Below are 24,831 nucleotides of genomic sequence, written 5' to 3'. Positions count from 1 at the left end.
AGCCGATGACCGGCACCACCCTAAGCGACCGCGCGATTTTGAGAATTTCCGGCGAGGAGGCGAAACCCTTCCTGCAAGGCCTGTTGACCCGCGACGTGCTGACGCTCCAGCCGGACCAGCCGCGCTGGACCGGACTGCTGACGCCGCAGGGCAAGGCGCTCTATGATTTCATCCTTTGGGGGGATGGCGACGATGTGCTGATCGATTGCGAAGCGGCGCAGGTCGATGCGCTTGCCAAGCGGCTGACCATCTATCGTTTGCGTCGCAAGGTGACGATTGCCCGTGAGGATGGGCTGGCGGTGCACTGGTCTTTGACAACCACGGACAAGCCGCTCGATCCGCGCCTGCCCGCGCTCGGCCATCGCTGGATCGCGACTGCGACGGATGGCGATGCGGCGGCGGCCTTCCGCGCCCACAGGCTTGCGCTGGGCATCTTCGAAGGCGCGCAGGAACTGGGGCAGGACCAGACATTGTGGTTGGAAACCAATGCAGAAGAACTGCAGGGCGTCGATTATGACAAGGGCTGCTATGTCGGGCAGGAAAATACCGCGCGGATGCATTATCGCAACAAGGTGAACCGCCGCCTGATCGCCGTGCCGCTGGCCCAAGCCGACGAAAAGCGCCAGCGCGCGGCCCTGACGGACCTAGGCCTGTCGATCGAATTGCATCGGGTGGAGGCTATAGACCTCGCTACCCTGCCCGCCTGGCTGGCCGAGGCGATCGAAGGACAGGCGGCGGAATGAGGACGCAATTTTCGTCACACACACTCCGTTCGGTTCGAGCTTGTCGAGAACCCTTGCGTGAGGGTACTCGACAAGCTCGAACCGAACGGCTGTGGTGGGGGTGGCTGCTTTTTATAGTATTTTTTGCGACTCCCGCCGCTGCGGACACGCCCTGGAAGCTGGTCGCCACCCATCCCCATGACGCGGGCGCCTTCACCGAAGGCCTCTTCTATCACAACGGTGCGCTATACGAGAGCACCGGGCTGGAGGGGCAATCGGACATCCGCAAGGTCGCGCTCAAGACCGGCAAGGTGCTGCAAAGCCGCGTGATCGACCCGCCCTATTTTGGTGAAGGCATCGTCAATTGGGGCGGCAAGCTGGTCAGCCTGACCTGGCGTCATCGCAAGGGGTTCGTCTGGACGCTGAGCGGCTTCGCGCCGGTGTCCGATTTCCGCTATGAAGGCGAAGGTTGGGGTCTGACGCAGGACGGCCGCAGCCTCATCATGAGCGACGGCACTGCGCAGTTGCGCTTCCTCGATCCCGACAGCTTGACCGAACAACGGCGCATTACCGTGACCTGGAACGGCCGCGCGGTCGATCGGCTGAACGAACTGGAATATGTGAAGGGCGAGGTGTGGGCGAACATCTGGTACGACACCCGCATCGCTCGGATCAACCCGGCGACCGGCGCGGTGATCGACTGGATCGACGTGGCGCCCCTGCGCAAGGCGGCGGGCGTGCGGGACAGCGAAGCGGTCGCCAACGGCATCGCCTATGACACGGCGAAGGATCGCGTCTTCATCACCGGCAAATATTGGCCGAAACTGTTCGAGATAAAGGTCACGCCCAAGCCGTAAGATTTAGCGCTCTCGCCTTTGTCCATTCGTTTCGAGCGAAGTCGAGAAACGTAGGAACAGCGCCAGTCGCTTCTCGACTTCGCTCGAAGTGAAAGGAAGTTGCGCTGTGCCATCTTTCCATCATTCTTAGCTGCGTGGCTCTCCGCCATGCAGCTTGGCCCATAGCGCGCCAGTCCCGGCTTCCTGCGCGCTGTTGGTGAACTGAGCGGCGATCAGCCAGCCCTTGATCGGCCGCATCGGCAGCAAAGTCGTCAGGATCAGCACGGGCACGCCGACGGCCAGATGCACCCAAAGGCCCGGCCGCGCGATGATTTCCAGCATGATGATGAAGATAACGCCCGGCACGCAGGCGAAGAGTTGCACGAACACCGCCGGGCCATCGGCCGGATCGGCGAAGCTATAGTCTAGGGCGCACACCTCGCAACGGTCGCGCATCGTCAGGAAACCGGTGAAGATATGCCCTTCCCCGCACCGCGGGCAGCGGCCGAACGGGCCGGTTTCATGCGCGGGACGCTTTTGCCACGCGCGGCCCTGCTGGTCGATCCAGTGGGTTTCGCGGTTCGGTTCGATCATCTCGTAGGTCATGATCCTTTATGCCGCCAAAGCGCGGCGCTTATCAATCGCGCCTTTTGTCCTACCCCCCCTATGTCGGCCAAGGCTGGCCTTTGTGCGCACAAGGCGCTATCGGGCGCGCAAATCTTTCCGATCTTATAAGGCAGTCAAATGGGTTTTCGTTGCGGTATCGTCGGCCTCCCCAATGTGGGCAAGTCCACCCTGTTCAACGCGCTGACCGAAACGCAGGCGGCGCAGGCGGCCAACTATCCCTTCTGCACGATCGAGCCGAATGAAGGCCGCGTCGCCGTGCCCGACGACCGGCTCGACACGATCGCCAAGATCGGTGGCAGCGCGAAGATCATCGAAACGCAGCTGAGTTTCGTGGATATCGCGGGCCTGGTGCGCGGCGCGTCCAAGGGCGAAGGGCTGGGCAACCAGTTCCTGGCCAACATCCGTGAAACCGACGCGATCGTGCACGTCCTTCGCTGCTTCGAAGATGATGACATCACCCATGTCGAGGGCAAGGTCGATCCGATCGCCGACGCCGAGACGGTCGAGATGGAATTGATGCTGGCGGACCTGGAAAGCCTGGAAAAGCGCGTCCCCAACCTCGCCAAAAAGGCCGCACAGGGCGACAAGGAAGCCAAGGCCGCCGCTGCCGTGCTGGGTCAGGCGCTCGACCTGCTGCGCGAAGGCAAGCCCGCCCGCCTCACCGTGCCACGCGATGTCGAGGAAGAGCGGCTTTTCGCGCAGGCACAGCTGCTGACGGCCAAGCCGGTTCTCTACGTCTGCAATGTCGAGGAAGACGCCGCGTCCGAAGGCAACGCCTTTTCCGCCCGCGTGTTCGAAAAGGCGAAGGCGGAAAATGCCAGCGCCGTCATCGTGTCCGCCGCGATCGAGGCCGAACTGGTGACCATGCCGGTCGAGGAACGCGCCGAATATCTCGAAGCGCTGGGCCTGACCGAGGCAGGCCTCGCCCGCATCATCCGCGCGGGTTACGAATTGCTGGGCCTCATCACTTTCTTCACCGTGGGGCCAAAGGAAGCGCGCGCCTGGACCGTGGCGAAGGGATCGAAGGCGCCCCAGGCGGCCGGCGCGATCCATACCGATTTCGAAAAGGGCTTCATCCGCGCCGAAACCATGGCCTATGCCGACTATGTCCAATATAACGGCGAAGCAGGCGCCAAGGAAGCGGGCAAGTGGCGGTCCGAAGGCAAGGACTATGTGACGCAGGACGGCGATATCATGCTGTTCCGGTTCAACGTCTGACATAGTGTGCTCCCGCGAAGGCGGGAGCCCAGTCCCACAGTTCGAACTGGGCTCCCGCCTTCGCGGGAGCACGTGGAACCAGGATAATGCCGCTGAAATTCGCCTTTCCGCCCAGCGTCGATGCGGGCACCCGCCTGCTGATCCTGGGCAGCCTGCCGGGCGATGCGTCGATCAAGCAGGGCGAATATTATGCCCATCGCGGCAACGCCTTCTGGGACTTGCTGGGTAGCGTGCTGGACGAAGATTTGCGCGGCGCGCCTTATGCGATGCGGCTGAAACGACTGCGAACTTTGGGCGTGGGCCTGTGGGACGTGATCGAGAGCGCCGAGCGGCCCGGCAGTCTGGACAGCAGCATCCGGGGGGCGGAATTGCGCGACCTGGGCGCCTTTGTGGACCGGTTGCCTGCGCTGCGAGCGATCGGCTTCAACGGCAAGACCGCGAGCTTGCACGGGCGGCGGCAATTGGGCGATCGGCCGGGGCTGGCGCTGATCGACCTCCCCTCCTCCAGCGGCGCCTATGCCAGCCTGTCGCGGGAGGCCAAGCGGCAAGCGTGGATGGCGTTGCGCGACGCGATCGCCTGATCCCAAATCATCCGGCTGCACCATCCTGTCATATTGCGCCGCTAGGGGGACGGGCTAAGACACATATGTAAAACAGCAAAGTCCAAGGGTCGCTCGTCCATGTTTAACCGCCGCCAGTTCCTGACCGCCGCCACCATCGCGCCCGCCATCGGGTCGCCCGCCATCCTGAAGGCGCAAAGCTGGTTCGCGGGCTATCCCTTCTCGCTGGGCGTGACGTCGGGCGATCCGGCGCCGGACGGCTTCGTCATCTGGACCAAGCTGGCGCCCAAGCCGTTCGAACCGCATGGCGGGATGCCCATGGTGCCGCTGCCGGTGAAGTGGGAAGTCGCCAGCGACGACCGGTTCAAGACGATCGTCGCCAGCGGCGAAGAACAGGCGCGGCCGGAACTGGGCCATAGCGTCCATGTCGAAGTCGCGGGGCTGCAACCCGACCGGCCCTATTGGTATCGCTTCTTCCTGGGCAGCGACAAATCCTCGCAAGGCCGCGCCCGAACCCTGCCGCTGGCCTCGTCCAACCCGACCGCGCTCAAATTCGGTGTCGCGGGATGCCAATTTTATGAGGACGGCTATTTCACCGCCTTCCGCCATCTGGCGCGGGAGGACGACCTGGCCTTCGTCTATCACTATGGCGACTTCATCTACGAATATAGTCAGCGGCCCCCAGATTATGACAAGGACGGGCTGCCGGTCGATCAGGTCCGCCACCATATCGGCCAGGATTGTTTCGACCTGGCCGACTATCGCCTGCGCTATGCCCAATATCTGAGCGATTACGATCTGCAGGCCGCCAGATCGAAGCACACATGGTTCCCGACCTTCGACGATCATGAGATCGAGAATAATTGGGTCGGCGATATTTCCGGCAAAGGCCTGGCCCCTAACGAGATTTTCCGCCTGCGCCGCCAGGCCGGGCTGCAGGCCTGGTATGAATATATGCCGGTCCGCGCCGCGATGCTGCCCCGCAACGGCATCATCACCAATGCCTATCGGGAGGCGCGTTTCGGCAATCTGCTGTCGATCGATTTCCTCGACACCCGATCCTTCCGCACCGACCAGCCATGCGACGACGGGTTCAAGCCCTATTGCAAGGACATCGATGATGACAAGGCGCAAGTCCTATCGCCCGAAGAGGAAAGCTGGCTGGTGCGCAACCTGACGCGCGGGCAGACCCGGTGGAATTGCGTGGCGCAGCAGGTGATGATGATGTCGCTCGACCGGCGGCGCTATGCCGACGAGAAGCAGAAAATCTACAATATCGACAGCTGGGCCGCCTATGCCAAGCCGCGCGCGCGGCTGCTCTCGAAGATGCGCGGGCTGGACAATGTCGTCGTGCTGACCGGCGACGAGCATCAGAATTTCGCAGGTTTGCTGAACGATGGCGATAAAACGGTGGCAGTCGAGTTCGTCTCCACGTCAATATCGTCAGGCGGCGACGGGTCGGACCTGCGCGCAGGCAGCGACGTGATCCTCAAGAACAACCCCGAACTGAAGTTCATCAACGACCAGCGCGGCTATCTGGTCTGCGAAGTGACGCCGGACGCCTGGACCACGAAGATGCGGGTGATGGACCAGGTATCGACGCCCGGCGGCGCGATCGGCACGCGCGCGACGCTGACCGTGCCGCATGGACGGCCCTCGATCAGCATCACCTGACATTGACGTAAACGGAAAGTCGCCTTAAGCCATCATCCGTTGCAATAGGAGACGGATGATGGCGGACGACATTCTCTATTTCGAGGATATCGAAATCGGCGACAGCTTCGATTTCGGCCCGCTCACCGTGTCGCGCGAAGAGACGATTGCCTTCGCCGCAGAGTTCGACCCCCAGCCTTTCCACTTGTCCGACGAGGCGGCCGCGACCACCCATTTCGGCACGCTGTCGGCCAGCGGCTGGCACACGACCGCCTTGTTCATGAAAATGTTCGTTGCCGAAATGCAGAAGAATCCGGGTCGGCAGGCCGCCAGCCTAGGTGCGATGGGGGCGGACGAACTGCGCTGGCTGCGCCCGGTCCGGCCTGGCGACACGTTACGTGGTCGCAGCGAGGTCATCGACAAGAAGGCGTCGCAAAGCCGCCCGGAAATGGGCATCGTCCGCAGCAAGGTGACGATCGTCAATCAGGACGACCAACCGGTGCTGACGATGATCCCGATCGCCATGTGGCGGACGCGGACGGATTGACTATAATTTGGCAGCGGCTGCGCGGGAACACACTCGATTGCATTATCGGGGCTGGTTCGCCTGCGCATCTGCCGCCATCACCCGGATCGTCATAGCCTTCGATCCCGCGATCTGGACGATATGCCGTCCTGCCGGCAGATCGAACCACACGATCTTGCGAATGCCCGAACAGGCCGGACCGTGGCCGTGATCGACCGACGTCTGCGCAGTTCGGCTTGTAAAAAGATCGACCCATGCAGGGCCGTCCAAGGCGACCCCTACCCGCGCCGCCTGCTTGAGCGACAGGGACAATAGCCCGCCATAACCATCCGTCGCGCCCTTTGCCGGGGGCTTGACGAAGTGCACATAGGCGGCAGGCGTCAAAGTGGCGGTGACGGGCTTGCCCAGGATCAGCGGCGCGGCGTCCTGCGCTTGGATACCAGCCTTGGCCTGTCCGCTCTGGGGCCAACTGGTCCAGGGTTCCGCGAGCGGCGCTGCTGTCGTGCAAGCCGGATCGGCAGCAGGAATGGCTGCCGACGCCGCCATCAGAAGAGCCGCAAGAACCGTCATCGCTTCATTTCCTTCCGAACAATTTCTCAATGTCGCCATGACCCAGTTTCACCCAGGTCGGCCGTCCGTGATTGCACTGGCCCGAGCGGGGGGTCACTTCCATTTCCCGCAGCAGGGCGTTCATTTCCGCGACACTCAGCACCCGGCCTGCGCGGACCGATCCGTGGCAGGCCATGGTGGCGGCGACCAGATCGAGCCGTTCCTTGAGCGACAAGGCGCTGTCATAGGCAGCCAAGTCGTCGGCCAAGTCCGTGACCAGCCCTTGTACGTCCGACTGCCCCAGCATCGCCGGGACCGACCGAACCAGCATGGCCGACGGACCGAACCGCTCCAGATCGAGGCCGAAATCCTTGAGTTCGGCGATGCGCGCTTCCAACCGGTCGCACGCCGTTTCTTCCAGTTCCACCACTTCGGGCAGCAGCAGCGCCTGGGACGCGACGCCCTGCCCTTCCATCGCGCGGCGCATCCGTTCCAGTGTCAAGCGTTCATGCGCGGCGTGCTGGTCCACGATCACCAGGCCGTCCTCTGCCTCTGCAACGATATAGGTGCGCGCCACCTGGCCGCGCGCCACGCCAAGCGGGAAACTGGTGCCTTCGGGCATGGGCGCGGCGGCGGGTTCGGCCCGGGCCTGTGGCGGGGGCGTGAGGAAGGACGAGCGACGATCCGCAAAAGAGGATGGTGCGAACTGATTGTAACTCGCCGGAGAGGACGCCACCGCCTCGAAGATCGGCATATCGCCGATCGGCGTAGGCGAAATAGGTTCGGGCTTCCAGGCGGACAGGGCCGACGGGTCGGCATGTTGCACGGCGCGAAAGCCTTCCGCATCCAGGGCGCGACGCAGGCCGGAGACGATCATGCCCCGGATCATCACCGGATCGCGAAAGCGCACTTCCGTCTTGGCGGGGTGGACGTTCACATCGACTTCCAGTGGCGGCACGTCCAGGAACAGGGCGACCACAGGATGCCGGTCGCGCGCCAGCATGTCGGCATAGGCGCCGCGCAACGCGCCGATCAGCAGCCGGTCGCGCACGGGGCGACCGTTGACGAACAGATATTGATGATCGCCAACGCCGCGATTGTAGGTCGGGATCGACGCCACGCCGGACAGACGGACGCCTTCCCGCTCCAGGCTGACGACCACATGGTTTTCCGCCAGCGCCCGGTCGGTCAGCGCCGCCACCCGCTCCTCCCGCGCCTCATCGGCCTGCACGCCCAATACGCGGCGGCCGTCATGCTCGACCGAAAAGGCGACGGCTGGATGTGCCATTGCGAGACGACGGATGATGTCGATGCAGGCGGCATATTCGGCCTTGGGCGAACGCAGGAACTTGCGCCGCGCGGGCACTTTGCCGAATAATTGTTCCACGGTGATCCGCGTACCGGGGGGCAGCGCCGCTGGTCCTTCCGCCACTAACTGTCCGTTGTCGACTGTGCGGTTCCAGCCATCCGCCCCACGCGGACGGCTGTCGATGGACAGGCGCGACACGCTGGCGATCGATGGCAGGGCTTCACCGCGAAAGCCCAATGTCGCCACATTTTCAATGGCATCGTCGGGCAGTTTGGACGTGGCATGGCGTTCGAGCGCCAGAGCCATGTCGGTCGAATCCATGCCGCAGCCATCATCGCTGACCTCGATGCGGTCCAGCCCGCCATTGGACAGGCGGATCGCGATGCGAGTCGCGCCAGCGTCCAAAGCGTTTTCGACGATTTCCTTCAGCGCGCTGGCGGGTCTTTCGACCACTTCACCGGCAGCGATACGATTGACCAGATGTTCGGGCAGACGGCGTATTGACATTGATTAGGGACTAGCCCAATCGAGCGCTTTCCGCGAGCCGTGAACCGGAATTTTTTGCACTGCAAAGCGCAAGAAGGAAGAGATTAGCGGCACCAGCAGAACAGCTTTCCGACCGGTCCCCCTATCGCGTCGCGGGGACGGCGGGCGATACAGGATAAGGCATGTCGATCTTTTCGCGTCTCTTCAAATTCACTTCGCAGGATATGGCCATCGACTTGGGCACCGCCAACACGGTCGTCTATGTGCGCGGTCGCGGCATCGTCCTCAACGAACCGTCGGTGGTGGCGGTTGAAACGCTGAACGGCGTCAAGCGGGTGAAGGCGGTGGGCGTGGACGCGAAGCTGATGATGGGCAAGACCCCGGATTCGATCGAGGCCATCCGCCCGCTGCGCGACGGCGTGATTGCCGACATCGATGTTGCCGAGCAGATGATCAAGCATTTCATCACCAAGGTGCATGGCGGCAAGCACAGCCCCTGGCGCGCGCCCGAAATCGTGATCTGCGTGCCCAGCGGTTCGACCAGCGTCGAGCGCCGTGCGATCCGTGACGCGGCCAGCAATGCGGGCGCTAGCCAGGTCTTCCTGATCGAAGAGCCGATGGCCGCCGCGATCGGCGCCGACATGCCCGTGACCGAACCGATCGGTTCGATGGTGGTCGATATCGGCGGCGGCACGACCGAAGTCGCCGTGCTGTCGCTGCGTGGCCTGGCCTACACCACGTCGGTGCGCGTGGGCGGCGACAAGATGGACGAGGCGATCGTGTCCTTCGTGCGCCGCCATCATAATCTGCTGATCGGCGAAGCCACGGCGGAGCGGATCAAGAAGCAATATGGCGTGGCCCAGCCGCCTGAAGACGGCGTCGGCGAAACCATCCACATCAAGGGTCGCGACCTGGTGAACGGCGTACCCAAGGAAATCAGCATCAACCAAGGCCAGATCGCCGATGCGCTGGCCGAGCCGATCAGCACCATCGTGGAAGGTGTCCGCATCGCGCTGGAAAACACCGCGCCCGAACTGGCGGCCGATATCGTCGATCAGGGCATCGTGCTGACCGGCGGCGGCGCGCTGCTCAAGGGACTGGATGACGAACTGCGTGACGAAACCGGCCTGCCGGTGACGATCGCCGAAGACCCCCTGACCTGTGTCGCCATCGGCACCGGCCGCGCGATGGAAGATCCGATCTTCCGGGGCGTGCTGCAAACCGCCTGATCGAGAAGGACGATTAGATGGCGCGGCCACCCAGCCGTCGCCCCGGTATCAACCGGAAGGCGCAATATAGCCTGTTCGCCAGCTATGTCGTGGCGGTCACCGGTGCAGCCGTCGGCTTGCTGCTGGTCATAGTCGCGATCTTCGATCCCACCGGCTTTGCCGCCATTCGCATCGCCTCGTCCGAAGCCGGTCGCCCCGTCTCCACCGCGCTCAAGACGATGGTCAGCGGCGTCGGGTCGGTAGATGAGGTTCTGGCCGCCTATTGGCGCGCGGGATCGCAGAATGTCGCGCTGCGCCGACAGGTGGAGGCGGATCGCAACCGTATTATCGAAGCCAAGGGCGTGGCGCAGGAAAATCTGCGCTTGAAGAAATTGCTCAAGCTGGTTGATTCCGATGCCAGCGAAGTGCTGACCGCGCGGTTGATCGCCTCTTCCGCCAGCAGCGCCCGGCGCTTTGCTCGTCTTAACGCCGGGCGCTGGCAGGGTGTGCGCCCCGGTATGCCCGTGCGCGCGCCCGAAGGGCTGATCGGCCGCATCCATATCACCACGCCCAATAGTTCGGACGTGCTGCTGCTGACCGATACCGCCAATATCGTGCCGGTGCGCCGGGCGAACGACAATATTCCGGCCATTTCGACCGGCCTTGGCGATGGATCGGTGGAAATCCGCGCGCTGACGGCCGGACGCAATCCGTTCAAGCCTGGTGACCTGCTCGTCACGTCCGGGATCGGCGGCGTCTATCAACCCAATATACCTGTCGCGGTCGTTGTTCGCGCGCAGGGCGAAATCGCCTATGGCGTGCCGCTCGCCAACCCGGCGAGGGTCGATGCCGTAGTGGTCGAGCGGGCGTTCGAGGAAGCGGTTACGCGGCCGGGACCAAGGCCGACCGCGCCCAGCGTGGAGGACGAGGCAGCGGCTGGCAACGTCGCCCAGCCATGATCGACCCGCATTTGCACCATGTGCCCCGGTTGGGACGGCATCCGTCCCGCTTTCGCCTGGCCGGGACACCCGTCATCACGGTGATGCTCGGCTCTTTCCTGACGGCGCTGCCGGTGATCGCCCAGTCGCCGGTCATGCCGCCCTTCGGCCTGTTGCTGCTGCTGTCCTGGCGCTTGCTGCGGCCGGATCTGTGGCGCGCCTGGATCGGCCTGCCGCTTGGCCTGTTCGACGATATGGCGAGCGGCCAGCCGATCGGGTCGGCCATGTTTCTGTGGACCGTGGCGCTGATCGGCATCGATGCGATCGAACATCGCATGGTATGGCGCAGTTATCGGCAGGACTGGCTAATCGCGGCGCTGGCGATTATTGTCTGCATTTCCGGCGGGCTGTTCTTCGCCCGGATCGCCGGTGGAGGCAATGTGAGAACTCTTTCTGATCGCGCCGCAGATATTGTGGACGATATTGCTTTTCCCCTTCTTCGTCCGGCAATGCGCGCGGATCGACAGATGGCGCGTTATGGCATGAAATTTCTCACTCCCAAGCGCAAGATCATTACCGAAGCCGCCCAGTCCTTCACCTTCACCCGCCGCGCAATGGTCGTCGGCAGCATTCAGGGCGCGATCGGCGCGCTGCTGGTCGGGCGCATGGCGTGGATCAGCGTGGCGGAGAATGAAAAATACACGCTGCTGTCAGAAAGCAACCGCGTCAACCTGACGCTCATTCCGCCGCGGCGTGGGTGGATCGTGGATCGCAACGGGCGGCCTCTGGCGAATAACCGCACCGATTTCCGCGTCGACCTGATCCCGCAGCGGGTGGTCGATGCCGATGCGACGATCAAGCACCTGGCCCAGTTGCTCAATCTGGAGCCGGACGAGGTCGATCGCATCCGTGAGGATCTGGAGAAGTCGGCCGGATTCCGGCCGGTGCAGGTCGCCGACAAGCTGACCTACGACCAATATGCCGCGATCAGCGTGCGCCTGCCCGACTTGCCGGGCGTGGCGCCCAGCCAGGGTTTTTCGCGCAATTATCCGGCCGGGGCGACGGTGGGCCATTTGCTCGGCTATGTCGGCGCGGCCACGGCGGAGGATTATAAGAAGCGGAAAGACCCGCTGCTGATCACGCCAGGGTTTAAGCTGGGCAAGGACGGGCTGGAGAAGGCGTTCGACCAGCATCTGACCGGCAAGGCTGGCGCGAAGCGGGTCGAAGTGACGGCGCGCGGCAAGATAGTGCGGGAATTGACGACACGTCCCGACACGCCGGGCAATGCGATCAAGCTGACGATCGATGCAGGCTTGCAGGAATATGCCGGACGCCGCCTGGCGACCCAGAGCGGGTCGGTGGTGGTGATCGACTGCCAGAATGGCGACGTGCTGGCGCTAGCGTCCATGCCCAGTTTCGATCCCAACAGCTTTTCCGACGGCATCAGCCATCTGGAATATGAGATGCTGTCGAAGGACGATCATGTCCCGCTGCGCAACAAGACGCTGCAAGGGCTTTATCCGCCTGGATCGACGGTCAAGCCGATGGTCGCGCTCGCGCTGCTGGAGGCGGGGATCGGGCCGCAGGAGACGGTCAGTTGCGGCGGCGCGATCCGGGTGGGCAACACATTGTTCCACTGCCACAAGCGGCGCGGCCATGGCCCGCTCAACATGCGCGGTGCCATTGCCCAGAGTTGCGACATCTATTTCTACCAGATGGCCCAGCGGATCGGCATGGACCGGATCGCCAGCATGGCGCATCGCGTTGGCATGGGCCAGAAGTTCGACCTGCCCTTCCCCAGCCAAAGTTACGGCACCGTGCCAGACCCGGAATGGAAGGAACGGAAATATAAGCAGAAATGGCAGGTTTATGACACGGTGAACGCCACCATCGGTCAGGGCTATATGCTGATCAATCCGTTGCAGATGGCGGTGATGGCGGCGCGCCTGGCGACCGGCAAACAATTGATGCCCAATTTCATTCATGGCGCCAAGCGACCGGAACCGGCATTGGTCGGCGCGACGCAGGAGCATCTGGTCGTGATCCGCGACGCGATGAATGCGGTCGTCAATGGCGGCGGCACGGGCGGCGCGGCGCGCAGTTCCATTCCCGGCGTGATGATTGCGGGCAAGACCGGCACCGCGCAGGTGCGGCGCATCACCATGGCGGAACGTGCAGGCGGCGTACGCGGCAACAGTTCGCTGGCGTTCAAACTGCGCGACCACGCCCTGTTCCAGGGCTTCGCGCCGTTCGACAATCCGCGCTATGCCATCGCCTGCATCATCGAGCATGGCGGTCATATGATCCGCAACGAAGATGCGCCGATGATCGCCAGCGACACGCTGTCCTATCTGTTCGATCCGAAGAAGGCGATGGAGAAGCTGGAAACGCTGGAGAAAGGCTGGGGCGGGACGCCCGCCGAGCGGCAGGCGCGCCAGATGGCGGCCTTCCGCCTTGCCAAGGCGATCGAGAAGGGCGAGGCGCCACCGCCCGCCGACAATGCCGCGAGCAATACAACGGATACGCCGCCATCGGCTCCGGCCGCTCCACCGGCGCAGGCAGGCGATGAGGATGACGTGCCCCTGCCCCCGGCGCCAATGCGGCGGGCGCTCCATGAGCATCATTCCGCAGCCCCTGACCGATTTCCCCTGGCGCATCCTGGCACTGCTACTGGCGATCGCTGGTTTCGGGACGGTCGTGCTCTATAGCGCCGCGAGCGGGAATATCTTTCCCTGGGCCGTCAACCAGGGGGTGCGGTTCTGCATCTTCTCAGCCATGGCGCTGGGTCTCAGCCGCATTCCGGTGACGGTATTCGCGCGCTTTGCCTTCCCGGCCTATGGAGCGGTACTGGCGGCCTTGTTTCTGGTGGAACTGATCGGCGGCGTCGCGGGGGGCAGCCAGCGCTGGATCAACCTGGGCTTCATGCAGCTTCAACCGTCCGAGTTCATGAAGCCGATCATCGTCCTGACGGTGGCGCGCTTCTATGCAATGCTGCCGGTCGGTGAGATCCGACGGTGGAACGCCATCTGGCCGGCGCTGGTGTTGATCGGCCTGCCCTGGGCCTTGGTGCTGATCCAGCCGGACCTTGGCACCGCGACGATGATCGCGGCGGGCGGGGTGACCGTGATGTTTCTGGCTGGGTTGCCGTTGCGGTTGTTCATCGGCACGGCGCTGGTCGGCTCCTGCGCGATCCCGATCGCTTTCAGTTTCCTGCACGATTATCAGAAGAACCGCGTGCTCATCTTCATGGACCCGGAAAGCGATCCGCTGGGCGCGGGCTATCATATCAGCCAGTCCAAGATCGCAATCGGATCGGGCGGTTTCTGGGGCAAGGGATTCCTCAACGGCACGCAAAGTCATCTCGACTATCTGCCCGAAGGTCATACCGACTTCGTCTTCGCCACCATGGCCGAAGAATGGGGTTTGTTGGGCGGTGCGCTGCTGATCGTCGCGTTCATGCTGCTGTTTCGTTGGGGCATCAGGGTGTCGATGCGCACCCAGGACAAGTTCGCGCGCCTGACGGCGGCGGGCCTGACGACGACCATCTTCTTCTACGTCGCGATCAACCTGATGATGGTCATGGGGCTGGCGCCGGTGGTGGGCATTCCTCTGCCCTTCATGTCCTATGGCGGATCATCCATGCTGACCGTCATGCTGTGCGTCGGGATCATCATGGCGATCGACCGCGCTGGCAAACGGCGTGTGGGTACGGGAAACTGGGGCTGAGCGACAGGCAGCGAAAAATTTCCGGGATGTCGGCGATTTAAGGTTTGCAAACCGCCAAGCGGCTGCTAACTGCCCGCCCACGACGGAGCGCTTGCCGCACCGAAGTGGACGCATAGCTCAGTTGGTAGAGCAGCTGACTCTTAATCAGCGGGTCCTTGGTTCGAGCCCAAGTGCGTCCACCATTTCCTCTCATATCTGTGAAGTGCGCGTCGCTATCGTCGGGGCACATCATGCGCAGGGCTGGCCTAAACCAAATGGCGGTATGACTATAAATCGCACCGGCACAGCCTATACCCTTAAAGCGCCATTCAGATTATATGTCATAGAGGCGTATGTGAGGCCGAAAGGCCATAGTCTCGTCGCCTCGTCATATTAGGGGAAAGCTGCATGTCGTCCGCGTGGATATTCAGATCATTGGCCTTGACCATCCTCTGCGCCGCGAGCGCCCCTGCGCTGGCGCAGCAGGGCGATGCGGTGAAAGGGAAAGCCGTGTTTGCGCGCTGTGCGCTGTGCCATGATGTGAAACCCGGTCCGAAGAAGATGGGCCCGTCGCTCGCAGGGCTGTTTGGACGGACGTCCGGCACGGTGGCGGGCTTCGCCTACTCGCCTGCCATGCAGAACGCCAAGATTCGCTGGGACGCCAAGAGCCTCGACACGTTCCTGACCAAGCCGAGCGGACTGGTGCCGGGCAATCGTATGGCGTTTGCGGGCGTACCCAACGCGGCCGACCGCGCTAATCTGATCGCCTATCTCAAGGCGGAAGCGAAGTAAGAGCGGCTTAAATCCCGCCTGCCGTCACGGTCCAGCCGCCGCGTTCCAGCGCGGCGCTGAGATCGGCGGTGCAGGCGTTCATCGCGTCTGCATCGGTGGAGCGCACCACGAAATTGGCGCCGGTGCGCCCCTCCCGGAAGAACGGATAGCTGCCGATCTGGCACTGTCCATGCGCGCGTTCGGTGGCGCCGAGCAGATCGGCGATTTCGCTTTCCGCCACCCAGCAGCCGATCGTTGCCGACAGCAGAGGCAGGCCGCCCTCCAACGTTCCGGTCAGGCTGTCCAGCATCCCTGCGGTAATATGCGGCACGCCGGCCATGATGAAGATATTGCCATGGCGGATGCCGGGCGCGCCCGACATGCGATTTTCGATCAGGTCCGATCCGGCAGGCACCCGTGCCATCCGCAACCGTGCCGCCGTCAGTCTGCCACGCGTCTCATAATAGTCGGCCAGCATGGCGCGGGCGTTCTCATGCACTTCCACATCGACGCCCAGCGCCGCCGCGATCGCATCGACCGTGATATCGTCATGGGTGGGACCGATGCCGCCGGTGGTGAAGAGATAGTCGTTGCGCGCCCTCAGCGTATTGACCGCCTCGACAATCGCATCCTGATCGTCGGCGACCACGCGGACTTCCCGCAAGCGGATGCCTTGCACGCCCAGCCAGCTGGCGATTTGCGGAATATTCTTGTCATGGGTGCGGCCAGACAAGATTTCGTCGCCGATCACGATCAGCGCTGCGGTCCATATGCGTGTCGGATCGGCCATGCGTCCGCCCATAGCCTGCGCCATGCGCCGTGCCTAGCCGCCCTCTCGCATTATCCGACAGGTGCGCCTATAATCGGGTGATGACCGACTATATGACGATGACGGCCGATGCGCCGATTACCCGCTCCACCGCGATCAAGCTGTATGACGAGGCGGGCTTTGCCGGTATGCGCAAGGCGGGCCGCTTGGCGGCCGAGATATTGGACGCGCTGGTGCCCCATGCCGTGCCGGGCGTGACGACCGGCGAACTGGACGACATCGTGCGCCGCATGACGCTGGATGGCGGCGGCGTGCCCGCGACGCTGGGCTATCGCGGCTATACCCATAGCTGCTGCATCTCGCTCAACAATGTGATCTGCCACGGTATTCCGGGCGACTATAAGCTCAAGGACGGCGATATCCTGAATATCGACGTCACCCCGCTGGTCGATGGATGGCATGGCGACACCAGCCGGATGTTCATCGTCGGCGAGGCGCCGATCAAGGCTCGCCGCTTGGTCGAAGTGACGTATGAGTGCCTGATGCTGGGCATCGAGCAGGCCAAGCCCGGCAATCATCTGGGGGATATCGGCCATGTGATCCAGCGCCATGCGGAAAAGCATCGCTATGGCGTGGTGCGCGATTTTTGCGGCCATGGCCTGGGCCAGGTGTTCCATGACAGTCCGGAGGTCGTCCATGTCGGCCGCCCCGGCACCGGCCCCGAATTGCGCCCCGGCATGTTCTTCACGATCGAGCCGATGATCAACATCGGTAAGCCCGGCGTGAAGATGCTGGACGATGGCTGGACGGCGGTGACGCGCGATCGCACTTTGTCGGCGCAGTTCGAACATAGTATCGGCATCACCGAAACCGGCTGCGAGATATTTACCAAAAGCCCGACCGGCATGGACTGTCCGCCTTATCAGCGTTGATCATGGGAAGACTGCCCAAAAAACGGGCAGGACGTTAGGATATTGCCCGGAATCCGGGCAATATGGACAAAGATTGCTGCATCGCCGAAAGCATGTCTTAGCAATTCGCCATTTGGCACGGTAATTGATTAGCGAGAGGAGCGGCGCCAGCCTTTGGGGGGCATGACGATCGTTCCTTGAAGGGAGATATGGATGCGGACCCGTCCGCATTCCGAACGTGCGTCATGGGTTGGGATTACGAGTGATGAAAAAGATCGAAGCGATCATCAAGCCGTTCAAGCTGGACGAGGTGAAGGAAGCGCTGCACGAAGTCGGCGTTTCAGGCATCACCGTGACCGAGGCCAAGGGTTTCGGCCGCCAGAAGGGGCATACCGAACTCTATCGTGGCGCCGAATATGTCGTCGATTTCCTGCCCAAGGTGAAGCTGGAAGTCGTGGTCGACGATTCGCTGGCCGACCGCGTGGTCGAGGCGATCTGTTCGGCGGCGCAGACGGGGCGCATCGGCGACGGCAAGATCTTCATCTCGGCGATCGAGGGCGCGGTGCGCATCCGCACCGGCGAGCGGGATAGCGACGCCATCTGATTTCATGAATTTTCCGCCGAGCCAGGTGGGAATGGACTTCAACTGCCCCTTCGGGGGGGTATTTTAACAGAAGGGCAAGTTTACATGGCCAACACGCCAAAAGACATCCTGAAGATGATCGAGGAAAAGGAGATCGAGTGGGTCGATGTCCGCTTCACCGATCCCAAGGGCAAGTGGCAGCACCTGACCATGGTGTCGAGCGTGCTGGGCGAAGATGAGCTGACCCAGGGTCTGATGTTCGACGGATCGTCGATCGAAGGCTGGAAGGCGATCAACGAATCGGACATGATCCTGAAGCCCGACCTGGACGCCGTCTATGTCGATCCGTTCAGCGCCACGCCGATGCTTATCATCTTCTGCGACATCGTGGAGCCGGACACCGGCGAACTGTACAGCCGCGATCCCCGCTCGACCGCGAAGCGCGCGGAAGCCTTCGTCAAGTCGGCCGGTTTCGGCGACACCGTCTATGTCGGCCCGGAAGCCGAATTCTTCATGTTCGACGATGTGCGTTTCGAAAACGACTATTCGCAGAGCTATTTCAAGATCGACGACATCGAACTGCCGACCAACACCGGCAAGGAATATGAAGGCGGCAATCTGGGCCATCGCCCGCGCGCCAAGGGCGGCTATTTCCCCGTCGCGCCGGTCGATCCGTGCACCGACATCCGCGCCGAGATGGTCACCACCATGCTCGAAATGGGCCTGCCCTGCGACAAGCATCACCATGAAGTCGCCGCCGCGCAGCACGAACTGGGCCTGACCTTCGGTACGCTGGTGCAGACCGCCGACCGTATGCAGATCTATAAGTATGTCGTGCAGATGGTTGCGCAGGCCTATGGCAAGACCGCGACGTTCATGCCCAAGCCGATCGCGCAGGACAACGGGTCGGGCATGCACACCCATATGTCGATCTGGGACGGTGGCAAGCCGCTGTTCGCGGGCGAAGGCTATGCCGGCCTGTCCGACATGTGCCTGTACTTCATCGGTGGCGTCATCAAGCATGCCAAGGCGCTGAACGCCTTCACCAACCCGACCACCAACAGCTACAAGCGCCTGGTGCCGGGCTTCGAAGCGCCAGTTCTGCTGGCCTATTCGGCGCGCAACCGTTCGGCATCGTGCCGCATTCCCTATGGCGCGGGCGCTAAGGCGAAGCGCGTGGAGTTCCGCTTCCCCGACGCGATGGCCAACCCCTATCTGTGCTACGCCGCGCTGCTGATGGCTGGCCTCGACGGGATCGAGAACAAGATCCATCCGGGCGCCGCGATGGACAAGAACCTGTACGACCTGCCGCCCGAAGAACTCAGCCAGGTGCCGACCGTTTGCGCCTCGCTGCGTGAAGCGCTCAACAGCTTGGAAGCCGATTACGACTTCCTGCTGAAGGGCGACGTGTTCACCAAGGACCAGATCGATGCCTATATCGAGCTGAAGTGGCCGGAAGTGTATCGCTGGGAAATGGCGCCGTCGCCGGTCGAATTCGACATGTATTATAGCAGCTGATCCTTTCAGCGCTGATTTGGGAACAGGCCCGGTCGCTTCAGTAGCGGGCGGGCCTTTTTCTTTTAGCGGGACGGCTTCTGTGTGGCGCGGAATGGGCCTGATCACGGCTACCCTATGATCGATGGCAGAGACTGTCTTTTTGTCCGCCACATGACCGTGTGAGCGGGCGCATGGGCCGTCCGATCAAACGTTCATCGATCCACGCGAAACGGCCCTTGGCGCTATCCATCGCGCCAAGGGCCGTTCAAAATCAGCCGCTGAGACAGCGACTGCGACAGTTGTGGGCGATTATCGCTTGCGGTCGGGGATGGAGGCGCCGAACAGCAGCACCGGTTCGCCAGGAGCCGACAGGGCAATTTCGCCACCGGATTCGACCACCATCTGGCGCGTCATCCAGGCGGCGGCGGTGCGCGATGCCAGTCCTTCGATCGGCAGCGTGCCCGCCAGCGCGGCGCGCAGGTCGGGGTCGAGCACGACCTTCGGTCCTTCGCCGCGCACGACGATTTCGGTCAGGCCAGGCCGCTTTTCCGCGCCGATGTCGAGCTGTCCGCCACGCACCAGCGCGTCGCCCGCGATCAGTGCGAGATTCAGCAATATCTTGGCGGGCAGCTTGTCGAGCATCTGTTCTTCGACCAGCCAGCCGACCTTGACCCGCCCGGCGGTCGCGAACATGCCCTCTATCGCCACGCGGGCTTCGTGCGGAGGTACGGCGTCACCGAAGCCGCCCGCCGAGCCGAAAGCGAGACGGAAGAATTTCAGTTTGTTGGCCGATGTGCGCGCGCTGTCGCCCAGCAGGTCCAGGCAGCGCTGGCGCATTTCCGGGTCGGTTTCGTCCGCCATCAACTCCAGGCCGTTGTTCAGCGCCCCGACCGGGCTGAGCAGGTCGTGGCACAGGCGCGAGCAAAGCAGGCTGGCAAATTCGATGCTGTCGGTCGGGTTTGTCATGCGGATATGGATCGCCGGATTAGGATGGGGACAAGCGTATCCTTGGCTAATGCGCCGCGCGGTGCGTCGATGCAAGCCCGGGCTGCCGCCTTTCCATCACCGACTGTCGAGATGAATTTTGGTGAAAGTCGCGTTAACGACCATGTCCGGCCCGGCGCGCCATAAAGTGGCTTCGCGCCCCGCGACGATCATCCACAAACTTCCGTCGGGGGCAGCGCAGGCGGCATCGGTCGCGGATGGCGCGGCGACGCCGGAGGGGTGCGAATGATAATGGCCCAATATCGTCGGCCCACCTGCCCGCGCCGCCCGATGCGCCGCGATCAGGACGGCCGGGTCCAGTTCGAAATGGCGCGCCGGATTGGCGGCCATATTGGCCGCGGGCAAGATCGCGTCGATCCGCCCCGGCACCCCCAGCAACAAGCCGCATATCTCGTTGGCTTCGGCCGCCGCCAAGGCGAAGATACGCTCCAATAGCGTGCTTGAAATTTCGACCCGCATTCCTACATCCCTAACCAATGGGTCCGGGGGTTTCCATCATCGAAACAGTCATTAGCGACGCGCAGGACGGTTGGCGTCTGGATCGCGCGCTGGCGGACCTGCTGCCCGACCTGTCGCGCGAGCGGCTGAAGGGGTTGATCGGTGAGGGACAGGTGATTTCCGCCCACGCAACCAAGATCAGCGGTTCGATGAAGGTGGTGGCAGGACAGCGCTTCACCATCACCCTGCCCGCCCCGTTGCCGCTGGACACGGTGGCGCAGGACATCCCGCTGACCATCGTTCATGAAGATGCCGACCTGATCGTGATCGACAAGCCTGCGGGCCTGGTCGTCCATCCGGCCGCCGGTAATCTGGACGGGACATTGGTCAATGCCCTGCTGCATCATTGCGAAGGGCAGTTGTCGGGGATTGGTGGGGTCGCGCGGCCCGGCATCGTCCATCGGATCGACAAGGACACATCCGGCCTGCTGGTCGTTGCCAAATCCGACAAGGCGCATGAAGGGCTGGCGCAACAGTTCAAGGACCATAGTATCGACCGGCTCTATGCCGCGATCGTCTATGGCGTGCCTAGCCCTGCAACCGGGACGGTGGATGCCTGGGTCGGGCGATCCGACGCCGATCGAAAGAAGATGGCGATTCATCGGGAAGGTCGGGGCAAACACGCCGTTACCCATTATCGCACGGTGCAACGGTTGCAGGGCGCGGCGATGGTGGAATGCAAGCTGGAAACCGGCCGCACCCATCAGGTCCGCGTGCATATGCATCATATCGGACACCCCTTGATCGGTGATCCGACTTACGGCACACAAAGAAAAGGTTTCAAATCAATACTGGAAACGCTGGGTTTCAAAAGGCAGGCATTGCACGCCAAAAGCCTGGGGTTCATACATCCGGTATCGGGCGAACGGCTTATGTTCCAAAGTGCACTGCCTGCCGACATGCAGGAACTGTTAAGCCAGCTCCACGTATAGTGTTCGACAAGTTTGCGACGGCGCCTGTGACGCCTCTTCTGGGTCCCGCCGCGCAATGAAAGGGAAAGGTAACGACATGGCCAAGAGCAATGTCCCTTCGGTTCCGGCGCTGGGCGGTGAAGCCAGCCTCAACCGCTATCTGTCGGAAATTCGCAAATTTCCGCTGTTGACCCCTGAGCAGGAATATATGCTTGCGAAGCGGTATGAAGAACATCAGGATCCTGAGGCCGCCGCCCAGCTGGTGACGTCGCATCTGCGCCTGGTAGCGAAGATCGCGATGGGCTATCGCGGCTATGGCCTGCCGGTCAGCGAGCTGATTTCCGAAGGGAATATCGGCCTGATGCAGGGCGTGAAGAAGTTCGAGGCCGAGCGCGGCTTCCGCTTGGCGACCTACGCCATGTGGTGGATCCGGGCCTCGATCCAGGAATTCATTCTGCGCAGCTGGTCATTGGTCAAGATGGGCACGACCGCGTCGCAAAAGAAGCTTTTCTTCAACCTGCGCCGCATGAAAAATAATATAGAAGCGTTCGAGGATGGCGACCTGCGTCCCGAGGATGTGACGAAGATCGCCACCGATCTGGGCGTGAGCGAACAGGACGTCGTGTCCATGAACCGCCGCATGGCGATGGGTGGCGACACGTCGTTGAATGTGCCTATGCGCGAAGATGGCGAAGGTCAGTGGCAGGATTGGTTGCAGGATAATGATCCCCTGCAGGACGAGCGCGTTGCTGAAGAGCAGGAACGCACCCAGCGGCACGAGATGCTGGTGGAGGCGATGACCGACCTTAACGATCGCGAGAAGCATATCCTGGCCGAACGGCGTCTGGCCGAAGAACCTAAGACGCTGGAGGAACTGTCGCAGGTTTATGGCGTGTCGCGCGAGCGTGTGCGCCAGATCGAGGTGCGGGCGTTCGAGAAGCTGCAAAAGGCTATGATGCGCATCGCTGGCGATAAATTGGGCAAGATGGCGCGGTTCGCGCTGGCCTGATCGGATCGCCCCGCAACGAAGAGAAAAGCCCCGGATCGCGCTCCGGGGCTTTTTTTGTTGCCGCTACGCGTTGGCGGCAGCGCCTATCAGGGTGACTTAGCGGTTGGGCGATCCATCATGATGGAGCCGATGCCATAGGCGGCATCCCGTTTACGCGAAGGCGCAAAACCATGTTTGCGCCAGAAGGCCTCCGCGCCATTGACGGCCGTGAGTGCGATCCGCTTGAAACCCGCGCGACGGGCCTGCGTAAGGACCAGTTCCACGGCATCAGCTGCCGCACCGGTGCCGCGCGCCTGTGGCAACAAGGCCAAGTCATGCAGATAATAGCGGTCCGGCTGGGTCGGGATCGCCTGCAGCAGCGCATCGAGCGGCGGCGGCGCGTCGCCCTGCCAGGGATGGCTGATGCAATAACCCATGGCGGTTCCATCATGCGCCAGCAGCCAGCATCCGGCGGGATCAAGCCGCAGCCGCTCGGCATAGATAGGTGCGCCTTCGGTATAGGCGCCATGGACCGCGTCGGAGATCGTGCTGACCGCCGCTATGTCCGCTTCCTTCATGGGCCGCCAACCGTTCATGCTGACACGCCCAGCGCCTGGCGCGTCGCGGCCAGTATCTCGTCCGATAGCGCGGAATCGGCAACCCCGCGCGCCAGCACCATCGCGCCCACCATCTGCGCCATGCGCGCCAAGGTCGCCGAGCGATCCATATCTGGCCCGGCCTGTTGCAGGACGGCGGCAAGGCCTTCGAAGCCATGGCGAAACGCGTCTGCCAAATCCCCGCCCCGGCGCGCCGCGTCCGGCGCCAACGCCACTAGAGCGCAGCCGGTTTCGGGTGCATCGCGGTTGCGATCGCTGAGGTAATCGGCGGCTATGGCGGTTGTGGCGGGCCGATCTCCAGCCTGAACCGCGACATCGCGCCAGCGATCCGCGCTGTTCGCGAGCGACAAGGCGCAGGCTTCGGCGGCAAGTGCTTCCTTCGAATCGAACTGATTGTAGAAGCCACCATGGGTAAGGCCGCAGGCGCGCATGACCTCGCCGATGCCCACGCCCTCGACGCCGCGCGCACGGAAGAGGCGCGAGGCCGCGTCGATCACCATTTCCCGATTGCGCGCTGCCTGATCGCGGCTGACCTTCATATCCTGTATCCTTCAAGTGGCCTCTTGACCTTATATATGATGTATATCATTTAACACCAGTCCGATCGTGACTGACAAAAGGGGACGGTGATGTTGTCGATTGCTATTGCCGCCCGTTTGTCGGCCCGCAATGTCCATTATGGCTGGGCAGTGGTCGCGGCGACCTTCCTTACCATGTTGGTGGTGGCGGGTGCGGTCGGCGCGCCGGGCGTGTTCATCGTGCCGTTGCAGAAGGAATTTGGGTGGAGCGCGGCCGACATCGGCGGGGCGCTCGCTATTCGTTTTCTGCTGTTCGGTGGCATGGGACCGTTTGCGGCGGCCTTCATGAATCGCTTTGGCGTGCGTCGTATGATGCTGATTTCGCTGTCGATCGTCGTGGGCGGCCTGCTACTCTCGCTGGGCATGACGCAATTGTGGCAGTTGGTATTGCTATGGGGCGTGGTCATCGGTATCGGTACGGGCATGACCGCCATGGTGCTGGGCGCGACGGTCGCGACGCGATGGTTCAACCATCGCCGCGGATTGGTGATGGGGCTGCTCTCCGCCAGCACCGCCACCGGGCAGCTTGCCTTCCTGCCGCTGCTTGCCGGGCTGACCGATAGTCATGGCTGGCGCACGGCATTGCTGCTGGTGTGCGGCGCCATCGTGATCGCGGGGGGCGTCGTCGTGCTGCTGATGCGCGATCGCCCGGCGGACCTGGGCTTGGCTCCCTATGGCGATGTGGAGATACAGCCCTCCCCGACCCAGCCCGCCAGCCTGGGTGCGCTGCTGCTCACGCCGCTGCGGGTGTTGCGCGACGCATCGCGGGTGCCGACATTCTGGATATTGTTCTTTTCCTTCTTCATCTGCGGCGCGAGCACCAATGGGTTGGTCCAGACCCATTTCATCGCGATGTGCGGCGATTATGGGCTGGCCGCGGTGGGTGCGGCGTCGATGCTGGCGATGATGGGCCTGTTCGACTTTTTTGGGACGCTGGGGTCGGGATGGCTGAGCGACCGGTTCGACAATCGCTGGCTGCTGTTCGTCTATTACGGGCTGCGCGGCCTGTCCCTGCTCTACCTGCCGTTCAGCGACTTTTCGCTCTACAGCCTGTCGATCTTCGCGGTTTTCTATGGTCTGGACTGGATCGCGACGGTGCCGCCCACGGTCAAGCTGACGGCGCAGCGGTTCGGGCCGGAGAAGACGAACATCGTGTTCGGCTGGATCTTTGCCGGGCATCAACTGGGCGCGGCGAGCGCGGCATTGGGCGGTGGCTTGGCCCGGACGATGTGGCAAAGCTATATGCCCGCCTTCATCGGCGCGGGCCTGTTGTGCCTGGTCGGTGCGGGGCTGGTGCTGCTCATCAATCGCGATCAGCGGCGCGGGACGCTCGCGACCGCTTGAAACGGGCAAGCCGGGCGCGCTA

At 62.9% G+C, this 24,831-nt stretch carries 25 protein-coding genes, 1 tRNA gene and 1 pseudogene; 19 read left to right on the top strand and 8 right to left on the bottom strand.

Annotated features, from left to right (window positions below):
• Window positions 1-5 precede the first annotated feature (5 nt).
• Entirely contained in the window at window positions 6-743 is a 738-nt protein-coding gene (gene ygfZ / locus U5A89_RS10460) for a CAF17-like 4Fe-4S cluster assembly/insertion protein YgfZ (RefSeq protein WP_338161078.1), read from the top strand.
• Between the two features lie 89 nt (window positions 744-832).
• A complete protein-coding gene (locus tag U5A89_RS10455; protein ID WP_338163008.1) occupies window positions 833-1,579 on the top strand; it encodes a glutaminyl-peptide cyclotransferase in 747 nt (248 codons plus the stop codon).
• Between the two features lie 126 nt (window positions 1,580-1,705).
• On the opposite strand, the gene U5A89_RS10450 is transcribed toward U5A89_RS10455, so the two are convergent.
• A complete protein-coding gene (locus tag U5A89_RS10450; protein ID WP_338161077.1) occupies window positions 1,706-2,164 on the bottom strand; it encodes a DUF983 domain-containing protein in 459 nt (152 codons plus the stop codon).
• A 138-nt stretch (window positions 2,165-2,302) separates the two neighbouring features.
• Between U5A89_RS10450 and ychF the strand changes: the two genes are divergently transcribed.
• The 4 genes from ychF (at window position 2,303) to U5A89_RS10430 (ending at window position 6,163) form a co-directional block, all read left to right on the top strand.
• Window positions 2,303-3,403: a redox-regulated ATPase YchF gene (gene ychF / locus U5A89_RS10445; protein WP_338161076.1), complete on the top strand. Its 1,101-nt coding sequence runs from the start codon at window positions 2,303-2,305 to the stop codon at window positions 3,401-3,403.
• 86 nt (window positions 3,404-3,489) lie between these two features.
• Window positions 3,490-3,984, top strand: a complete 495-nt coding sequence (locus U5A89_RS10440; protein WP_338161075.1) for a DNA-deoxyinosine glycosylase — start codon at window positions 3,490-3,492, stop codon at window positions 3,982-3,984.
• 99 nt (window positions 3,985-4,083) lie between these two features.
• Complete coding sequence (locus tag U5A89_RS10435; RefSeq protein WP_338161074.1) at window positions 4,084-5,637, top strand: alkaline phosphatase D family protein; 1,554 nt, start codon at window positions 4,084-4,086, stop codon at window positions 5,635-5,637.
• Between the two features lie 58 nt (window positions 5,638-5,695).
• Window positions 5,696-6,163 carry a MaoC family dehydratase gene (locus U5A89_RS10430; protein WP_338161073.1) on the top strand — a complete coding sequence of 156 codons (468 nt, stop codon included), beginning with the start codon at window positions 5,696-5,698 and terminating at the stop codon, window positions 6,161-6,163.
• 42 nt (window positions 6,164-6,205) lie between these two features.
• Here the strand turns inward: U5A89_RS10430 and U5A89_RS10425 are convergent, their stop codons facing one another.
• Window positions 6,206-6,712 carry a hypothetical protein gene (locus U5A89_RS10425; RefSeq protein ID WP_338161072.1) on the bottom strand — a complete coding sequence of 169 codons (507 nt, stop codon included), beginning with the start codon at window positions 6,710-6,712 and terminating at the stop codon, window positions 6,206-6,208.
• 4 nt (window positions 6,713-6,716) lie between these two features.
• On the bottom strand, window positions 6,717-8,507 hold the full coding sequence (gene mutL, locus U5A89_RS10420) for a DNA mismatch repair endonuclease MutL (protein ID WP_338161071.1): 1,791 nt from the start codon (window positions 8,505-8,507) through the stop codon (window positions 6,717-6,719).
• 161 nt (window positions 8,508-8,668) lie between these two features.
• On the opposite strand from mutL, the gene U5A89_RS10415 reads away from it, so the two are divergent.
• From U5A89_RS10415 to U5A89_RS10385, 7 genes and pseudogenes are all read left to right on the top strand, one after another.
• On the top strand, window positions 8,669-9,715 hold the full coding sequence (locus U5A89_RS10415; protein ID WP_066601439.1) for a rod shape-determining protein: 1,047 nt from the start codon (window positions 8,669-8,671) through the stop codon (window positions 9,713-9,715).
• A 17-nt stretch (window positions 9,716-9,732) separates the two neighbouring features.
• Window positions 9,733-10,653, top strand: a complete 921-nt coding sequence (gene mreC / locus U5A89_RS10410) for a rod shape-determining protein MreC (RefSeq protein WP_338161070.1) — start codon at window positions 9,733-9,735, stop codon at window positions 10,651-10,653.
• Window positions 10,650-11,178 (top strand): annotated as a pseudogene (mreD, locus tag U5A89_RS10405) (rod shape-determining protein MreD). The gene mreC and the pseudogene mreD overlap by 4 nt, the downstream one beginning before the upstream one ends.
• Window positions 11,175-13,340 carry a penicillin-binding protein 2 gene (gene mrdA / locus U5A89_RS10400; protein WP_338161069.1) on the top strand — a complete coding sequence of 722 codons (2,166 nt, stop codon included), beginning with the start codon at window positions 11,175-11,177 and terminating at the stop codon, window positions 13,338-13,340. Before mreD ends, mrdA begins: the two are co-directional and overlap by 4 nt.
• Window positions 13,246-14,358, top strand: a complete 1,113-nt coding sequence (gene rodA / locus U5A89_RS10395) for a rod shape-determining protein RodA (protein WP_338161068.1) — start codon at window positions 13,246-13,248, stop codon at window positions 14,356-14,358. Before mrdA ends, rodA begins: the two co-directional genes overlap by 95 nt.
• Window positions 14,359-14,464: 106 nt before the next feature.
• Window positions 14,465-14,540, top strand: a tRNA-Lys gene (locus U5A89_RS10390).
• 205 nt (window positions 14,541-14,745) lie between these two features.
• Window positions 14,746-15,129: a c-type cytochrome gene (locus U5A89_RS10385; protein WP_445190646.1), complete on the top strand. Its 384-nt coding sequence runs from the start codon at window positions 14,746-14,748 to the stop codon at window positions 15,127-15,129.
• Between the two features lie 7 nt (window positions 15,130-15,136).
• Here U5A89_RS10385 and U5A89_RS10380 read toward each other — a convergent pair whose 3' ends face one another.
• Window positions 15,137-15,898, bottom strand: a complete 762-nt coding sequence (locus U5A89_RS10380) for a competence/damage-inducible protein A (RefSeq protein WP_338163007.1) — start codon at window positions 15,896-15,898, stop codon at window positions 15,137-15,139.
• 80 nt (window positions 15,899-15,978) lie between these two features.
• Between U5A89_RS10380 and map the strand changes: the two genes are divergently transcribed.
• The 3 genes from map (at window position 15,979) to glnA (ending at window position 18,889) form a co-directional block, all read left to right on the top strand.
• Complete coding sequence (gene map / locus U5A89_RS10375) at window positions 15,979-16,809, top strand: type I methionyl aminopeptidase (RefSeq protein ID WP_338161066.1); 831 nt, start codon at window positions 15,979-15,981, stop codon at window positions 16,807-16,809.
• Between the two features lie 244 nt (window positions 16,810-17,053).
• Window positions 17,054-17,392: a P-II family nitrogen regulator gene (locus tag U5A89_RS10370; protein WP_338161065.1), complete on the top strand. Its 339-nt coding sequence runs from the start codon at window positions 17,054-17,056 to the stop codon at window positions 17,390-17,392.
• Window positions 17,393-17,476: 84 nt separating this feature from the next.
• Window positions 17,477-18,889 (top strand): type I glutamate--ammonia ligase, encoded by a 1,413-nt coding sequence (gene glnA / locus U5A89_RS10365; protein WP_326291049.1) that lies wholly within the window; start codon window positions 17,477-17,479, stop codon window positions 18,887-18,889.
• 288 nt (window positions 18,890-19,177) lie between these two features.
• Here the strand turns inward: glnA and U5A89_RS10360 are convergent, their stop codons facing one another.
• Both U5A89_RS10360 and U5A89_RS10355 read right to left on the bottom strand, forming a co-directional pair.
• On the bottom strand, window positions 19,178-19,834 hold the full coding sequence (locus tag U5A89_RS10360) for a histidine phosphotransferase family protein (protein ID WP_338161064.1): 657 nt from the start codon (window positions 19,832-19,834) through the stop codon (window positions 19,178-19,180).
• A gap of 96 nt (window positions 19,835-19,930) precedes the next feature.
• Complete coding sequence (locus tag U5A89_RS10355; RefSeq protein WP_338161063.1) at window positions 19,931-20,332, bottom strand: M67 family metallopeptidase; 402 nt, start codon at window positions 20,330-20,332, stop codon at window positions 19,931-19,933.
• A 17-nt stretch (window positions 20,333-20,349) separates the two neighbouring features.
• On the opposite strand from U5A89_RS10355, the gene U5A89_RS10350 reads away from it, so the two are divergent.
• Together U5A89_RS10350 and rpoH are read left to right on the top strand one after the other, a co-directional pair.
• Window positions 20,350-21,303, top strand: a complete 954-nt coding sequence (locus tag U5A89_RS10350) for an RluA family pseudouridine synthase (RefSeq protein WP_338161062.1) — start codon at window positions 20,350-20,352, stop codon at window positions 21,301-21,303.
• A 76-nt stretch (window positions 21,304-21,379) separates the two neighbouring features.
• On the top strand, window positions 21,380-22,291 hold the full coding sequence (gene rpoH / locus U5A89_RS10345; RefSeq protein ID WP_338161061.1) for an RNA polymerase sigma factor RpoH: 912 nt from the start codon (window positions 21,380-21,382) through the stop codon (window positions 22,289-22,291).
• A gap of 86 nt (window positions 22,292-22,377) precedes the next feature.
• On the opposite strand, the gene U5A89_RS10340 is transcribed toward rpoH, so the two are convergent.
• Window positions 22,378-22,866 carry a GNAT family N-acetyltransferase gene (locus U5A89_RS10340; RefSeq protein ID WP_338161060.1) on the bottom strand — a complete coding sequence of 163 codons (489 nt, stop codon included), beginning with the start codon at window positions 22,864-22,866 and terminating at the stop codon, window positions 22,378-22,380.
• Window positions 22,863-23,426, bottom strand: coding sequence for a TetR/AcrR family transcriptional regulator (locus U5A89_RS10335; RefSeq protein ID WP_338161059.1), 564 nt, complete (start codon window positions 23,424-23,426; stop codon window positions 22,863-22,865). Before U5A89_RS10335 ends, U5A89_RS10340 begins: the two co-directional genes overlap by 4 nt.
• Window positions 23,427-23,516: 90 nt before the next feature.
• Here U5A89_RS10335 and U5A89_RS10330 point away from each other — a divergent pair, with 90 nt between their 5' ends.
• A complete protein-coding gene (locus tag U5A89_RS10330; protein ID WP_338161058.1) occupies window positions 23,517-24,809 on the top strand; it encodes an MFS transporter in 1,293 nt (430 codons plus the stop codon).
• The last annotated feature ends 22 nt before the right edge of the window (window positions 24,810-24,831 follow it).

This window comes from Sphingobium sp. HWE2-09, from assembly GCF_035989265.1.
Taxonomy (GTDB): domain Bacteria; phylum Pseudomonadota; class Alphaproteobacteria; order Sphingomonadales; family Sphingomonadaceae; genus Sphingobium.
Note: the sequence above shows the minus strand (reverse complement) of the source record. Positions and strands in the feature narration are given on the sequence as shown.